The sequence below is a fragment of the Novilysobacter erysipheiresistens genome, assembly GCF_036663935.1.
GTDB lineage: Bacteria > Pseudomonadota > Gammaproteobacteria > Xanthomonadales > Xanthomonadaceae > Novilysobacter > Novilysobacter erysipheiresistens.
This window is the reverse complement of the sequence record NZ_JAXGFP010000001.1, coordinates 28,726-43,112: the sequence shown is the minus strand read 5'-3', so window position 1 is coordinate 43,112 and position 14,387 is coordinate 28,726. Positions and strand designations below refer to the sequence as shown.

Below are 14,387 nucleotides of genomic sequence, written 5' to 3'. Positions count from 1 at the left end.
TTACTGGCCCAGGTGCTGTTCAAGCCAGCCGTTGACCGTCTCGTGCCACTGCACCGAGTTGTGCGGCTTCAGCACCCAGTGGTTCTCGTCGGGGAAGTACAGGAACTTCGACTCGATGCCCTGGCGCTGCAGCGCGGTGAACGCGCCCAGGCCCTGACTGACCGGGATCCGGAAATCCTGCTGGCCATGCACCACCAGCATCGGCACGCGCCACTCGGCCACATGCCGACTCGGATTGAACGCCTCGTAGTTCTCCGGCACTTCCCAAGGGGTGCCGCCGTTCTCCCACTCGGTGAACCACAGCTCCTCGGTGACGAAGCCCATCATCCGGGTGTCGAACACGCCGTCGTGGTTGACCAGGCACTTCCACGCGCCGGACGACGGCGTGTGCCAGTTGCCGGCGATCCAGTTGACCATGTAGCCGCCATAGCTGGCGCCAAGCGCGCAGGCGTTGCCGCCGTCGAGGAACGCGTACTGGTCCTGCGCCGCCTCCCAGCCCTTCTGCAGGTCTTCCAGCGGACGGTCGCCCCAGTGCTGGCTGATCGCGTCGGTGAACGCCTGGCCGTAGCCGACCGAGCCATGGAAGTCGATCATCACCACCGCGTAGCCCTGCCCTGCGTAGGTCTGCGGGTTCCAGCGGTAGCTCCAGCCGTTGCCGAAGCTGCCCTGTGGGCCGCCGTGGATCAGGAATGCGACCGGGTACTGCTTGCCTTCCTCGTAGTTCCAGGGCTTGACCACGTAGCCGTGCACGGTGTCGTTGTTCCAGCCCTTGAAGCTGAACTGCTCGAACTCGCCGAAACCGACCTCCGGCAGCATTTCCGATGCGCTGGGAGTGATCGCCCGCTCGGGCGCGCCGTTGATGCCGCCGACGAACACCTGCGCGCCGCTGACCAGACTGTCGCGGGTGAATGCGAGCGTGCCGTTCTGCAGCTGGACCGAACCGATGCTGCCGTCACCGACGATCTCGGTAACGCCGCCGCTGTCGACGTGGACCGCGAACAGCGGGTGCTCGCCCGTGTCCTGCGCGGTCACGTAGAGGGTTTCGCCGTCGTCGGATACCGCGATGCTGCCGGCCGAGCGGTCCCAGTCCGGCGCGATCGCTCGGCGCTCGCCACTGGCGAGGTTCAACGCCATCAGGCGCAGGCGGTCAGCCTCGAAGCCCGGCCGCTGCATCGCGCGGTAGTACAGGGTGTTGCCGTCGTCGCTGAACACCGCGCCGGTGTCCCAGGCCTCGTTGTCGGCCGTCAGGTTCCGTGACGGCGAGGCGCCGTCGGCGGCGACCCGGTACAGGTCGAAGTTGGTCGACCACGGCTCGCCGGCGTTGGCCTGGCGCGCGCTCAGCACCAGCGACTGGCCGTCCGGCGCCCAGGTGTACTCGCTGCTGTCGCCAAACGGGCGCGACGGCACGTCGCCGATCACGTCGGTGGCGATCGCGGTGGCCTCGTTCACGGGGGCCTTGCCGTCCGGCAGGTCGGCGACGAACACGCGGTTGAGCCGGCCGTCGTTCCAGGCATCCCAGTGGCGCACGAACATGCGGTCGAACACTACCCCGGTCTCCGGCGACTTCTCGCGCGCGTCGAGCTTTTCCTTGCTGCAGGCCAGGTCACTGCCGCAGTCGACGAACGCGGCGACGTTGAAGGCGACCTGCTCGCCATCGGGCGAGATCTGGTAGCCCTCGACATCGAGGGCAAAGTCGGTCAGCTGGCGCGGCTTGCCGCCCTCGGCCGCGATCGCATAGAGCTGCGAGCTGCCGGACTTGCCGCTGAGGAAGTACACGGTCTTACCGTCGGGAGCGAACGCCGGTGAATTGACGTTCCAGCCTTCCGGGGTCAGACGCACCGGCGGCGCGGCATCGCGCGCGACCAGGTTTTCGATCCACAGCGAGTTCGAGGCCTTGTTGGCATCGAAGTCGACCACCCGCTTGGCCAGCACCAGCAATCGGCCGTCCGGCGACAGGGCCGGCGAGGAATAGCGGTCGAGCGTCGCCAGGTCCCGTGGTTGCAGGCCGCGGCTGGCCGCCTGGGCCGGCGCCGCAACGGCAGGCAGGGCAAACGCGACCAGCAGTGGCAGGGCGGCGTGGCGCAGATTCATGAGGTTCCCCGGAACGATCGAAAGCCCGATGGTAGGCGCGCAGGCGGGCCGGGGCAAAGTGCGGATCGACAGGGACGCGGTCGAAGCGGCGCTGGCTATACTCGCCCGGCCGCGGCAGCTGTCCCCCGCCACTGCGCCGGCGCCACGCCCGCCCGCCATGCCGGAGTCCACCTTGAGCACACCCGCACCCGCCGCGCCCGCCGCCGACGAGTTCCTCGGCCACCCCAAGGGCCTGTTCGTCTGCTTCTTCACCGAGATGTGGGAGCGCTTCTCCTTCTACGGGATGAAGGCGCTGCTGCTGCTGTACATCCTCAAGTACCACCTGTTCGGCGACGACGCCGGCTACGACCTGCTGGGTGCCTACGGCGGCCTGGTCTACGCGGTGCCGGTGATCGGCGGGCTGCTGGCCGACCGCTACCTGGGCATGCGCAAGGCGGTGGTGCTGGGCGGCGTGTTGCTGGTGCTCGGCCACCTCGGCATGGCCTACGAGGGCGAGGCCGCACGCGTGGTCGGCGACACCATCGTGCGCGACGACGGCGCGCTGCAGGTGTTCTACCTGTCGCTGGCGCTGATCATCATGGGCGTGGGCTTCCTGAAGCCGAACATCTCGACGATTGTCGGCCGGCTTTACACGGAGAACGATCCACGGCGCGATTCCGGCTTCACCGTTTTCTACGCCGGCATCAATGTCGGCGCGCTGTTCGCCTCGCTGATCTGCGCGTTCCTCGGCGAGACCTACGGCTGGAAGTACGGTTTCGGCGCCGCCGGCATCGGCATGGTGGCGGGACTGGGCATGTTCCTGTGGGGCCAGAAATACCTGCACGGCCATGCCGAGCCGAACGACCCGGCCAAGCTGCGCGAGCGCGTCGCCGGGCTGTCGCGCGAGTGGTGGATCTACCTAGGCAGCTTCGTCGGCGTGGCGGTGGTGTGGCAGCTGATCCAGCGCACCTGGACCGTGCATGGGGCGATGCACGTGATCGCGGCGGCGCTGGCGGCGTGGTTCGTCTGGTTCCTGTGGAAGCACTGCGACAAGGTCCAGCGCCAGCAGATGATCACCCTGGTGGTGCTGATCTTCGGCGTGCTGATCTTCTTTGCGATGTACGAGCAGACCTACGGCTCGTGGGTCACCTTCACCGACCGCCTGCTGACCAAGGATCTGTTCCCGATGTCGCCGGCCGGCTATGCGGCGGCGCTGCCGTGGGCGACCTATTCGCTCGCCGCCAGCCCGCCGCTGATGGTCGCCGCACTGATGGCCAGCGACCGCGGACGGATCGGCCTGGCAAAGGGATTGGCGGGACTGATGGTGGCCGGGCTGGCGGTCGCGTTCACCCACGACGTGGTGCTGGTGCCGCAGACCGCCGGCTCGCTGACCTTCATCGGCGCGTTCTTCATCGTGGTGCTGGCGCCGGTATTCTCGTGGCTGTGGCCGTGGCTGGAAAAGCGCGGCCTCAACCCGAGCAAGCCGGCCAAGATGGGTATCGGCCTGGTGTTCGCCGGGCTGTCGTTCATCCCGCTGATGGTAGCGGCCGGGGAAGCCGGCGCGAGTGGCGCGATGGCCAGCGTCTGGTGGCTGGTGCTGGCCTACTTCGTGCTGGAGATCGGCGAGATGTGCCTGTCGCCGATCGGCCTGTCGGCGGTGACCCAGCTGTCGGTGCCGCGCGTGGTAGGGCTGATGATGGGCGCGTTCTGGCTCGGCACCGCGTACTCGGAGGTGCTGGCCGCGCAGTTCGGCAAGATCGCCTCGCTCGACATCGTCGAAGGCGAGGCGATCGACATGGCGGTCGCCGCCGGCAAGTACGCGGACCTGTTCGAGATGATGCTGTGGCTCGGCATCGGCTCGGGCGTGGTGTTCTTCCTGCTGACGCCGATCGCGCGGCGCTGGATGCACGGGGTGAGGTGAGGCGTCGCGCCCGGAAGCGGAAACGGCGCCTTGCGGCGCCGTTTCCATTTGCGATTGCAGGTGCGCGACTACTTGTCGGCAGTCGCCCCGTTATCGCCACCGCCGGCCGTGGTGGCGGCGATGCCCCCACCGAGGTGGCGCGACAGGAATGCCAGCAGCCGCGTGTAGTACTCGCGGCGGTGTTCCTGCAGGTAGAAGCCGTGGCCCTCGGTGTCGTAGTAGAGGGTTTCCACCGGCACCCCGGCGCTGCGCAGCGCGCGCTCCATCATTTCGCTGTGTTCGATCGGGGCGCGCTCGTCCTCGCCGCCGGCGGCGAGGAAGACCGGCACCTCGATGCGGTCAGCGAGGTTGTTGGGCGAAACCGCGTCGAGTTTGTCACGCTCACCGATCCATTCGTTGAGGAAGGTTTCACCCGAACCGCGCTGCTGGATATCGCCATCGGTGTGCATGGTCGGCAGGTCGTAGACGCCGACGTAGCCCACCGCGCACCGGTACAGCGTCGGCTCGCGGGCAACGCCCATCAATGCGGCATAGGCACCGTAACTGCCACCGTAGATGCAGATGCGCTCGGAGTCCGCGATGCCCTGCTCGATCGCCCAACGGGTCGCATCGGTCAGGTCGTCCTGCATCGCCCGGCCCCACTGCCTGGCGCCGGCGTCGGCGAAGGCCTTGCCGTAACCAGCGGAACCGCGGAAGTTCAGGCGCAACACCGCGTAGCCCGCTTCCGCCAGCAGTTGCACTTCGCCATCGAAATCCCATGTGTCGCGCACGCCAAACGGCCCGCCGTGCGGCAACACCACCATCGGCTCCGATTTACCATCCGAGCCCGCCGGCAGGGTCAAATATCCGTGGAGCGGCAGGCCGTCACGGGCCTTCAGTTCGATCGGTCGGGTCGAAGCCATCTGCCGGGGGTCAAACCACTGCGCCCGGCTCAGCAACAGGTCTGCGGTCTTGGCCTGCCTGTCGAACAGGTAGAAGTCGCCCGGGTTGCGGTCGTTCCAGGTCCGCACCAGAGCGATCCGGCCGTCGGCGGTCTGTGAGGTGATCAACACCGGCTGCTTGCCGAACGCCGCTTCCAGGCTGCGGTACAGCCGCGCCTCGCCGGAGCCGTCGTCGAAGAACGCGGTACGTGGCTTGCCATCGCGCAGCAGCGCGCCGACCGGGATCGCGTTGGTGCTGTCGTACAGGATCCGGTCGGGGTCGGAGTTGTCGTCCCGCAAGACCTGTTTGCGGCTCTGGTCGGCCACGTTGAAGGCGACGATGGAATTCGGACCGCTGTGGTGCTCGACCTCGATGTAGGCGATCTTGTCGTCGGCGGAAAAACCCAGCGGCAGTTGCCTCAAACCGGTCTGGTCTTCGTCGTTGAGCAGCTGCCATTCGGCACTGGCGCCGGCCCGGTAGTACATCCGTTGCGCATTGTCGGTGTCGGCGCCAACCGCGAACCGCACCTGGCCGCGATTGTCGGTGACGAAATCGGCCCGGAGCACCGGCGCGCGGGCCATCTCGTGGCGACGCCCGCTGTACACATCCATCCTTTCGGCGCGGGTAAACGGATCGGCATCGAAAGTGCTGACCGCGATGATCACTTCACGGTCGTTACCGGGCAGATCGTCGACCAGGCGGGCGGCGACCATTTCGGCTTTCTTGCGACTGACCCGGGTGCCGAGTTCGGGACCGCGCACGCGCTGGCCCACCAGCAACTCTACCTGGCTGCCGTCGGCATTGATCGCATACAGCTCGCCGGTGCCCATCGGCTCGTCGAGCGCGCCGAACTTCTGCGAGATGCTGAGTACCACCCGCTCGGCGTTGACCCAGTGGAACTCGTCGACATGGGTGTTCTTGCCGAGCATGAACGTACCACTGACGGTGTGGCTTTCGCGGTGGGTGATCACCAACCCGGTGCGCTCGCCGTCATCCAGCGGCACCGTGGCGGCGTAGTAATCGCCGTTCGGCGACAGCTTGATCTCATTGAAGGTGTCGGCGCGGACATAGCGCCCGACATCGACCGGGTGAGCGACGGCGGCACTGGCGATGGCGCCGCCGACGGCATCGGCCTGCGACTGGGCGCTGGCGCCCACCGAGGCAACCGCCAAGGTTGCAAACAACGCGCTACGGATCCTGGACTTCATTAACCCCTGACTCCCCTGTCGTGGTCGTTATGTACCGCAGCGTCAGCCACGGTCGGAACTGGATGGATGCAGGCGAGGCGTGTCGCCCCAGTTGCGCGCGCCCCGCTGGAACGTGGTCGCCAACGCCGCGTACCAGTACGGGATCTCGACGCCGTACTCGGCGGCAAGTCGACCGGAATCGAGTACCGACCACGCCGGGCGGGACGCCTTGGTCGGGAACTCGGCGGTGCTGATCGGCAGCACCCTTGGCGACCGCTCGACCACGCCATGGGCTCGTGCTTCGGCAAAGATCGCTTCGGCGAAGCCATGCCAACTGGTCTGGCCGGCGCTGACCAGGTGGCGCACGCCGGACTCGACGATGCCCCGCCGGAGGATCGCCGCGGTGACATCGGCGATCAGCCAGGCCGGAGTCGGCGAACCGACCTGGTCGGCGACCACGCGCAGTTCGTCCCGCTCCGCGCCCAGCCGCAACATCGTGCGCAGGAAATTGGCCCCGTGCAGGCCGTAGACCCAGGCGGTGCGCAGGATCAGGTGGCGCGCGCCGCTGTCGGCCACCGCTTGTTCCCCTGCCAGCTTGCTGCGGCCGTAGACGCCCAGCGGCGCGGTGGCGTCGGACTCGCGGTATGGCCGGTCGCCGGTTCCGTCGAACACGTAGTCGGTGGAGTAATGGATCAGGCGCGCCCCGCGTGCAGCGCAGGCACGGGCGATCCGGCCGGGCGCCTCGGCGTTGATCGCGAACGCGAGATCCGGCTCGTCCTCGGCGCGATCGACCGCGGTATGCGCGGCGGCATTGACCACCACGTCGGGCGAAATGCGCTCGATCAGCGCGTCGACCGCGTCGGGCCGGGCCATGTCCAGTGGTTCACAGGGGTCGCCATCGGGCAACCGGCCATCGCGGGTGGTGGCCACCACGTTTCCCAACGACGCCAGGCTGCGCCGCAATTCATGGCCGACCTGGCCGTTGCCGCCGAGCAGCAGGATTGTCATTTCGTCACCCGTTCCTTGCGCCCAATGGATCCCTCACGGGAATCCATTGCTCCGTGGCGAACGTGCATGCCAAGCCTAGAACGGGATGTCGTCATCGGCGAAGTCGTCGCCGAAGTCGTTGGACTTCGCCGGCGGTGCCTCGCGGCGCGGAGCTTCCTGGCGCGGGGCGGAACTTGAGGACCGGTCGCTGCCGCGGAAGCCACCGCCACCGCCACCGCCCTCGCCACCACCGCCGAGCATCTGCATCTCGTCGGCGACGATGTCGGTGAAGTACTTCTCGACGCCGTCCTGCCCGGTGAACTTGTCGTAGCGGATCGAACCCTCGATGTAGACCTGGCGGCCCTTCTTGAGGTATTCGCCGGCGATCTCGCCGAGCTTGCCGAACAGCTTGACCCGGTGCCACTCGGTCTTCTCGATCTGCTGACCGTCCTTGTCCTTGCGCACGCTGGTGGTGGCCAGGCTGAGGGTGGTGATGGCCATGCCGCCCTGGGTGTACTTGACCTCGGGATCGTTGCCGAGGTTGCCGACGAGGATGACTTTGTTGACGCCACGTGCCATGGAGATCGGTCCTGTTCTGGGTCGGATGGAATCGACGGGGTCGCTGGAAAATAGCGACAGGCAGGCCAGTATACGCGCCGCCGCCCGCGCCCCCAGCGGCGAAAGCCGCGGTATGGGGTCAGGGATTTCCCCGGGCGATGGCCGATGCCGACATCCACGCCCGGCCTATAATCGGGCCCCCTTTCCGCCGGTTCGCCCATGCACGCCAGCACCAAGCCCGCCCTCGCCCTCGCGGACATCCAGGCCCTCGCCCGGGGCGACATGGCCGCCGTCGATGCGCTGATCCGCGAGCGGCTGGCCTCCGACGTGGTGCTGATCAACCAGGTCGCCGAGTACATCATCGGCGCCGGGGGCAAGCGACTAAGGCCGATGTTGCTGCTGCTGGCGACCCGGGCACTGGCCCCACATGCCGATAACGGGACCGACACGCGGGCGCACCAGCTCGCCGCGGTGATCGAGTTCATCCACACCTCGACCCTGCTGCACGACGACGTGGTCGACGAGTCCGACTTGCGCCGCGGCCGCAGGACCGCCAACGCGGTGTGGGGCAATGCCGCCAGCGTGCTGGTCGGCGACTTCCTGTACTCGCGCAGCTTCCAGATGATGGTCGGGCTCGACAGCATGCCGGTTATGCAGATCCTGGCCGACACCACCAACCGCATCGCCGAGGGCGAGGTGCTGCAGTTGCTGCACGTGCGCAACCCCGACACCGACGAGGCCGCCTACCTGCGGGTGATCGAGCGCAAGACCGCGGTGCTGTTCGCGGCGGCGACCCGGCTGGGTGCCCTGTTGGCCGGCGCCGACGCCTCGGTCCAGCAGAAGCTGCACGACTATGGCCTCAACCTGGGTTACGCGTTCCAGATCGCCGACGACGTGCTCGACTACGCCTCCGACGCCGACACCCTCGGCAAGAACCTGGGCGACGACCTCGCCGAAGGCAAGGCGACGCTGCCTTTGATCCACGCGATCCGGCACACCGACGTCGATACCGCGGCGACGTTGCGCAAGGCGATCGAGGAAGGCGATAGCGACGCCTTGCCGGCGGTGCTCGCGGCGATCCACGCCACCGGCGGGCTCGACTACAGCCGGCAGCGCGCCCGTGACTACGCAGCGCTGGCCGGGCAGGCGCTCGACGGGCTGGGCGACAATGAGTATGTCGGTGCGCTGCGCGGGCTGGCCGGCTACGCGGTCAATCGCGACCACTGAGCATTGCTGCAGGATCCTGTAGGAGCGGCTTCAGCCGCGATCTGAAATCGGCGCGGGCGAACGATCCCACGGTCGCGGCTGAAGCCGCTCCTACACAAAGCAATCCCACCGGATCAGGCGATGCCGAGGCCGGGAATGCTGCTGATCGCTTCGGGGTCGAAGCGGACCAGCGTGGCGAAGTGGCGGCCGCGCTCGACATAGTCGCGATACGGACCGAAGCTCGGCGCGCCCGGGGAGAGCAACACCACGCCCTCGCCGTCCAGCGCGCCCTCGGCCTGTCGCACCGCATCGGCGAGATCGACCGCAGCGATGAGCTTGACCCCCCCCTGTGCCGCCAGCGGCGCCAGCAACTCGTGGATACGCGGGCCGTTGGCGCCCATCGTGATGATCGCGGCCGGAGCGCGGCGCTCCATCGCTGCGGCGAACTCGGACCAATCGACGCCGCGGTCGTGGCCACCGACCAGCAACGCGATATCGCGCGCGCCGAAACACTCCAGCGCCGCCAGGCTCGCATGCGGGGTGGTGCTGATCGAGTCGTTGACGTAGCTGACCGCCCCGCGGGTGCCGAGCATCTGCAGTCGGTGCGGCAGCGGCCGGAACGATGCCGCCTGCGAAGCCAGCCCGGCCGCATCCAACCCGAGCGCCTCCAGCACGGTCAGTACCGCGCACAGGTTGCCGCGGTTGTGGCGGCCCGGCAGCGGCAGCGCGATGGTGTCCATGACAAAGGTGTCGCCGCGATGCAGGGCATCGCCGCGCAGGTGCCAGCCGTCGTCGCGACCGAACCAGCGCACATCGCTGTCGGGCAGGTCGAGCGATGCGAGCTGCGGGTCGTTGGCGTTAAGTACGGCGATCCGCGGCCGCGCGCCGGTCAGCAGGCGCAGCTTGTCCTCGACATAGCGCGCTTGCGAGCCATGCCAGTCGAGGTGTTCGGGAAACACGTTGAGCGCGACCGCGACCGCGGGCCGCGCGCCGCTGTCAGCGACGTCGCCGGTCTGATAGCTCGACAGCTCGATCGCCCAGTAGTCCGGCGACTCGGGCGGGTCCAGCACCTCCAGCAACGGCAGGCCGATATTGCCGGCCAATGCGGTGCGGTGGCCGGCGGCGCGCAGCAGGTGGGCGAGCAACGCGGTGGTGGTGCTCTTGCCCTTGGTGCCGGTGACGCAGACGGTGTTCGCGGCAATGCCGTCGGCGCCGGCCTGCTCGCCGAACCACAACGCGGTGCCGCCAATAAAACGGGTGCCCTGAGCGGCCGCGGTGACGGCCTCGTCGCGGTACGGACTGATCCCGGGCGACTTGACCACGACGTCGAACGCGGACAGGCGTGCCGCGCTGGCGTCGGTTTCAACCTGGAGGTTCGCATCGCCAAGCGCGCGCGCATCGACGGCTTCCTCGCCGTTGCAGAACAGCGTCAGCGGCAGTCCCGGCAGGCGCGGACGGATCGCGCGGTGGGCGGCGCGGCCTTCGCGACCCCAGCCCCACAGCGCGACCCTGCGACCGTCGAGTTGCGCGATCCTAAGCGGTGAAGTGCGCACGCAGGCGTTCCCACAGTCGCGGCGGGATCCGCTGTTCGTCGTCGAGCACCAGCAGCGATTCGATCCGAAGTTCGTCGTGATCCAGTTGCGGCAGGATCTCGCGGGCGAAGCGCTTGACCAGCGCATCCTCGCGCCATTCCGGGCGCGCAGCCAGCGCTGCCATCGCCGCGCGCGACTCGCGGCCTTCGCCGACGCACTCGAACGGCTTGTGGTCCTGGTACTCCAGCAATGCGTCGTAGCCGGCAATCTGCGCCGGGTCGTCGAGCAGGTTGCGGCCGAGGATGCCGACCAGTCGCGGCTTGCTCATGAACGGCGCCAGCGCCAGGAACACGAAATGGCACTTCGGGCAGACCCCGCACCAACGGTTGGTCGGGCGCTCGCCGAGGATGTGGAAGTTGCGATTGCAGCTGGAAAAATGCGCGTCGTAACGGTCGCTGCGGGTGAACTGGCGCGCGACCGCCAGCTCGCTCAACGGCCGCAACAGCGAGTAGTAATGCAGGTCCGCGGCGACGTGCTTTTCGACGTAGCCGCCGAACGCCGACTCGCAGGCCCAGCCCTTCGACCACTGGTGGTTGACCTCGGTGGTGACCGTGCCGTCATCGGTGGTGATCATCGAGCCGTAGCTGGCCGAGCGCTCGTTGGAGAACACCACCTGGTCGACCCCATGCAGCAACGCCGCCAGCACCAGGATCGCCGAGTTCACCACGGTGACCGGGATATGGCCGTTCCAGGCGCCCTCGCGGTTGTAGTCGAACAGTTGCGGCGCCAGCGCGCGGCCGACATTGAGCGTCGACAGGCCGGTGCGTTCGGCACAGGCCTTGATCAGCTGCGATCCGCCGATCCAGCTGACGGTCTGCTCGACGTCGAGCGCGCGCAGCGCCTCGATGCTGACCAGCGAGTCCTTGCCGCCGCCGATCGCGACCAGCGCGTGTTCGCGCAGGCCGAGCGCGGGCGCGGCGGCCTCGACGTTGTCGCGATGCGGGAAACGGATGCGACCGTGCAGGTCCAGGACGTTGCGATAGGCGAACTCGCCCAGGCCATTGAGGTAGATCAGCTCCAGCAACGCCGCTGTGTCGGCATCGATCTCGTACGACTCGATCTCGATCCGTTCCGGCACCGCCGCCTTGTAGTAGCTGACGCCGGCGATCAGATGCAGCAGCCGCAGCGCGCGCTCGACCGCCGCGGCGCGCTCGCCGTCCATCGCGAATGGCGCACCGGGCACGGTGATCGTCTCGACCATTTCCGGGCCGTCGTCGAACGCATAGAGCAACTGCGCCACACCGGTCGCCGGGTCGAAGCCGCAACGCATGAAGCGGAACGCCTTGATCGCGTCACGCTGGAATTTCCACTCACTCATTCGATGATGTCCTCTGCCGGCAGCGCCCGCAGGTTGTAGGTATTGGCCATGACCATGCCGTAGGCGCCGGCGTCGGCGACCAGCAGCACGTCGCCCTGGGCGGTCGCGGCCGGCAGCGCGCGCTCGAAGCCGAGCACGTCGCCGCTCTCGCAGATCGGCCCGACCACGTCGAAGGTTTGCGACTGCGTGTCGTCGAGCCGGTCCAGGTTGTGGATGCCGTGGTAGGCGTCGTAGATCGACGGCCGCATCAGCGCGTTCATGCCAGCATCGGCGCCGATCCGACGCACGCCGTCCTTCTCCACCACCTGGGTCACCGACAGCAGCAGAACGCCGCACTCGGCGACCAGGTAACGGCCGGGCTCGACCACCAATCCGTAGCGCGGGTACGCGGCCTTGATCTCGTCGAGTCCGGCGCGCCACAGCGCCACGTCGAAGTGGGCCGACTCCGGCGTGTACGGCACCGACAGGCCGCCGCCGATGTCGATCGTCTCGACCGTGCCAACGCTGTCGGCCAGGCCGGCGAGATGGGCGTAGACGCCATGCCAGTGCTGCGGGTCGTCGATGCCGCTGCCCAGGTGCGCATGCAGGCCGCTGACGCGGACGTCGAGCACACGCGCGGCGTCGAGGAACGCGTCGACCTTGGCCAGCGGCAGGCCGAACTTGGCCGCGACGCCGCCGGTCTTGACCTTGGCGTGATGGCCTTCGCCGTGGCCGAGGTCGAGCCGCAGCCACAGCGTGCGGCCGCGGAACACCTCGGGCCAGCGCTGCAGCGCCTCGATGTTGTCGAGGGTGACGGTGATGCCCTTGGCGAACGCGGCCTCGTATTCGCGGCGGGGGGCGAAGCTCGGAGTGAACAGCACGCGCTGCGGCGACAGCTCCGGCAGCGTCGCGAACACGTGCTCGATCTCGCCGAGCGACACGCACTCCAGGCCGAGCCCCTCGTTGACGATCGTGCGCAGGATCGCCGGATGCGGATTGGCCTTGATCGCGAAGAAGCCGCGGTCGATCGCCGCGGTGCCGGTCAGCACCCGGGCGCGCTCGCGCACGGTGGCGAGGTCGTAGACATAGCGCGGAGTGCCGGCGGCCGCGCGTTCGAGCAGCGCCTCGCGCTTGCCGACCCACCATGGCCGCGCGCGCTCGGGCTTGCCATGCGCGATCTCGCGCCAGCTTGGTCCGAACACGCCGGCGTCGCGCACCGGCATCGCGCCGCTGCGGATCAGCTCGGCGTGCAGCGTCGGCAACAGCCCTTCGGCATCGGCCTCGTCGACCACGAAGGTCAGGTTGAGGTCGTTCGACGATTGCGAGACCAGGTGCACGCGCTCGCGCCCGAACGTCGCCCAGATGTCGCTGAGTCGATGCAACAGCGAGCGCATGCCACGACCGACCAGGGTGAACGCACTGCACGGCACGATGACCTTGACCCGGCAGACTTCGGCGAGGTCCGCGGCCAGCGCCTCCAGCACATTGCTGGTGACGAGGTTCTCGCTGGGGTCGAGCGAGATGGTGACGTTGGTCTCCGACGAGCCGATCAGATCGACCGACAGGCCGTGGCGACGGAAGCGCTCGAAGATGTCGGCGAGGAAGCCGACCTGCTGCCACATGCCGATGCTTTCCATCGATACCAGCACCACGCCGTCGCGGCGGCTGATCGCCTTGACCCCGGGCACGGTGGCGGCGCTGGAATCGATCCGGGTGCCTGGCAGGTCGGGGCGCTCGGTGTCGAGGATCGCCATCGGCACGCCGGCATCGCGGCACGGGCCGATCGAGCGCGGGTGCAGCACCTTGGCGCCGGTGGTGGCGATTTCCTGGGCCTCGGCGTAGTCGAGCCGGGCCAGCAGGCGGGCGTCCGGCACCTCGCGCGGATTGGCGCTGAACATGCCGGGGACGTCGGTCCAGATCTCCACGCGCTCGGCTTTCAGCAACGCGCCGAAGCACGCCGCCGAGGTATCGGAGCCGCCACGGCCGAGCACCGCGGTGCCACCGTCGGCATGGCGGGCGATGAAACCCTGTGTCAGCAGCATCGGCGCGGCCTGCTGGGCGAAGCGTGCGCCAAAGCCGGCGTCGGCCTCGCGCCGGCAGTTGACCGCGAGCCGGGTCGCCCACGCGCTCTGGTTCGGCAGCGCCACCGCGTCGAGCCAGTCGCGCGCGTCGCACCAGCCGAAATCCAGACCCTGCGCGGACAGGTAGGCCGCGCCGAGGGTCGAGGACAACAGTTCGCCCTGGGCCAGCACGTCGGCCTGCCAGTCGAGCGGACGCGCGACGGCGCGCGGGTCGCCGGCCAGCGCCTGCAATGCGGCCAATCGCCCGTCGAGCACGCCTGCGGGATCGAGCCCGAGTTCTTCGCAAAAGCCGTGGTGGCGCTCGACCAGCGCGCGGGTGCGCCCGCCGATGTCGTCGCCCTGGCTGATCGCCAGCAGTTCGTTGGTGACGCCCGACAGCGCCGACACCACCACCAGCACGCGCGCATCGTCCTCGGCGACCCGTTTGGCGGCAAGGCGGCCGATGGTGTCCCAACGGTTGCGGCGCGACACCGAAGTGCCGCCGAACTTGAGTATTACCCAGCGTTGCGCTTGCGCCACCATGAGCCCTCTATGTCGAATCCATCTAGAATTGCGCCGGTCAAATCA

At 68.3% G+C, this 14,387-nt stretch carries 9 protein-coding genes; 2 read left to right on the top strand and 7 right to left on the bottom strand.

Annotated features, from left to right (window positions below; genetic code table 11):
* Positions 1-2,091 (bottom strand): S9 family peptidase, encoded by a 2,091-nt coding sequence (locus SNE34_RS00185; protein WP_332613629.1) that lies wholly within the window; start codon positions 2,089-2,091, stop codon positions 1-3.
* Positions 2,092-2,248: 157 nt separating this feature from the next.
* On the opposite strand from SNE34_RS00185, the gene SNE34_RS00180 reads away from it, so the two are divergent.
* Entirely contained in the window at positions 2,249-3,991 is a 1,743-nt protein-coding gene (locus tag SNE34_RS00180) for a peptide MFS transporter (RefSeq protein WP_425604415.1), read from the top strand.
* 68 nt (positions 3,992-4,059) lie between these two features.
* Here SNE34_RS00180 and SNE34_RS00175 read toward each other — a convergent pair whose 3' ends face one another.
* The 3 genes from SNE34_RS00175 to ssb all read right to left on the bottom strand — a co-directional run bounded on the left by SNE34_RS00175 (position 4,060) and on the right by ssb (position 7,665).
* On the bottom strand, positions 4,060-6,120 hold the full coding sequence (locus SNE34_RS00175; RefSeq protein WP_332613626.1) for an alpha/beta hydrolase family protein: 2,061 nt from the start codon (positions 6,118-6,120) through the stop codon (positions 4,060-4,062).
* Between the two features lie 42 nt (positions 6,121-6,162).
* A complete protein-coding gene (rfbD, locus tag SNE34_RS00170; protein ID WP_332613625.1) occupies positions 6,163-7,107 on the bottom strand; it encodes a dTDP-4-dehydrorhamnose reductase in 945 nt (314 codons plus the stop codon).
* A 75-nt stretch (positions 7,108-7,182) separates the two neighbouring features.
* Positions 7,183-7,665 (bottom strand): single-stranded DNA-binding protein, encoded by a 483-nt coding sequence (ssb, locus tag SNE34_RS00165; protein WP_332613624.1) that lies wholly within the window; start codon positions 7,663-7,665, stop codon positions 7,183-7,185.
* A 198-nt stretch (positions 7,666-7,863) separates the two neighbouring features.
* On the opposite strand from ssb, the gene SNE34_RS00160 reads away from it, so the two are divergent.
* Positions 7,864-8,871 carry a polyprenyl synthetase family protein gene (locus tag SNE34_RS00160; protein ID WP_332613623.1) on the top strand — a complete coding sequence of 336 codons (1,008 nt, stop codon included), beginning with the start codon at positions 7,864-7,866 and terminating at the stop codon, positions 8,869-8,871.
* Positions 8,872-8,984: 113 nt separating this feature from the next.
* Here the strand turns inward: SNE34_RS00160 and murD are convergent, their stop codons facing one another.
* From murD to SNE34_RS00145, 3 genes are read right to left on the bottom strand one after another with little or no spacing between them, the layout of a single operon-like run.
* Complete coding sequence (gene murD / locus SNE34_RS00155; RefSeq protein ID WP_332613622.1) at positions 8,985-10,403, bottom strand: UDP-N-acetylmuramoyl-L-alanine--D-glutamate ligase; 1,419 nt, start codon at positions 10,401-10,403, stop codon at positions 8,985-8,987.
* The gene (murL, locus tag SNE34_RS00150; RefSeq protein WP_332613621.1) at positions 10,384-11,760 is read right to left on the bottom strand and encodes a UDP-N-acetyl-alpha-D-muramoyl-L-alanyl-L-glutamate epimerase; all 1,377 of its coding nucleotides are present in this window, start codon (positions 11,758-11,760) and stop codon (positions 10,384-10,386) included. The genes murD and murL overlap by 20 nt, the downstream gene beginning before the upstream one ends.
* The gene (locus tag SNE34_RS00145; RefSeq protein WP_332613620.1) at positions 11,757-14,342 is read right to left on the bottom strand and encodes a bifunctional aspartate kinase/diaminopimelate decarboxylase; all 2,586 of its coding nucleotides are present in this window, start codon (positions 14,340-14,342) and stop codon (positions 11,757-11,759) included. Before SNE34_RS00145 ends, murL begins: the two co-directional genes overlap by 4 nt.
* Positions 14,343-14,387 lie beyond the last annotated feature (45 nt).

Coding starts and splice junctions, on each gene's coding strand:
- SNE34_RS00185 (WP_332613629.1), bottom strand. CDS start 2,091: ATGAATCTGCGCCACGCCGCCCTGCCACTGCTGGTCGCGTTTGCCCTG.
- SNE34_RS00180 (WP_425604415.1), top strand. CDS start 2,249: ATGCCGGAGTCCACCTTGAGCACACCCGCACCCGCCGCGCCCGCCGCC.
- SNE34_RS00175 (WP_332613626.1), bottom strand. CDS start 6,120: ATGAAGTCCAGGATCCGTAGCGCGTTGTTTGCAACCTTGGCGGTTGCC.
- rfbD (WP_332613625.1), bottom strand. CDS start 7,107: ATGACAATCCTGCTGCTCGGCGGCAACGGCCAGGTCGGCCATGAATTG.
- ssb (WP_332613624.1), bottom strand. CDS start 7,665: ATGGCACGTGGCGTCAACAAAGTCATCCTCGTCGGCAACCTCGGCAAC.
- SNE34_RS00160 (WP_332613623.1), top strand. CDS start 7,864: ATGCACGCCAGCACCAAGCCCGCCCTCGCCCTCGCGGACATCCAGGCC.
- murL (WP_332613621.1), bottom strand. CDS start 11,760: ATGAGTGAGTGGAAATTCCAGCGTGACGCGATCAAGGCGTTCCGCTTC.
- SNE34_RS00145 (WP_332613620.1), bottom strand. CDS start 14,342: ATGGTGGCGCAAGCGCAACGCTGGGTAATACTCAAGTTCGGCGGCACT.